Source organism: Vibrio sp. 10N.222.48.A3 (assembly GCF_041475345.1).
GTDB classification, from domain to species: domain Bacteria; phylum Pseudomonadota; class Gammaproteobacteria; order Enterobacterales; family Vibrionaceae; genus Vibrio; species Vibrio tasmaniensis_A.
Genome location: NZ_JBFRVX010001058.1, coordinates 1 through 276, shown reverse-complemented (window position 1 = coordinate 276; position 276 = coordinate 1). Strand labels below are relative to the sequence as shown.

Annotated in this window: 1 protein-coding gene; it reads left to right on the top strand. The window is 36.6% G+C overall.

Annotated elements, in window-relative coordinates:
• Positions 1-139: 139 nt before the first annotated feature.
• Positions 140-276 (top strand): ProQ/FINO family protein (locus AB4653_RS23575; RefSeq protein WP_372105459.1); only part of this gene is annotated, 137 nt, incomplete at its 3' end.

Genomic DNA, 276 nt, shown 5'->3' with positions numbered 1-276 from the left:
GAAGTGGAAAAGCTGCTTAATTCGCACGCGAACAAGGCATAAATTATTCTCTTACTGTGGTTTTTCCCAAGCATCTCTCTATAATACGTAAAAATATTTTCTTAATGTTCGCGGAAAACCGCAAAAACCAGGAACCCACATGGAAAACACTGAAAAGTTAAAAAACAGCAAAGAAGTTATCGCATATGTTGCTGAATGTTTCCCTAAATGCTTTACTCTAGAAGGTGAAGCGAAACCACTTAAAATTGGTATTTTTCAAGATCTTGCTGAACGTCT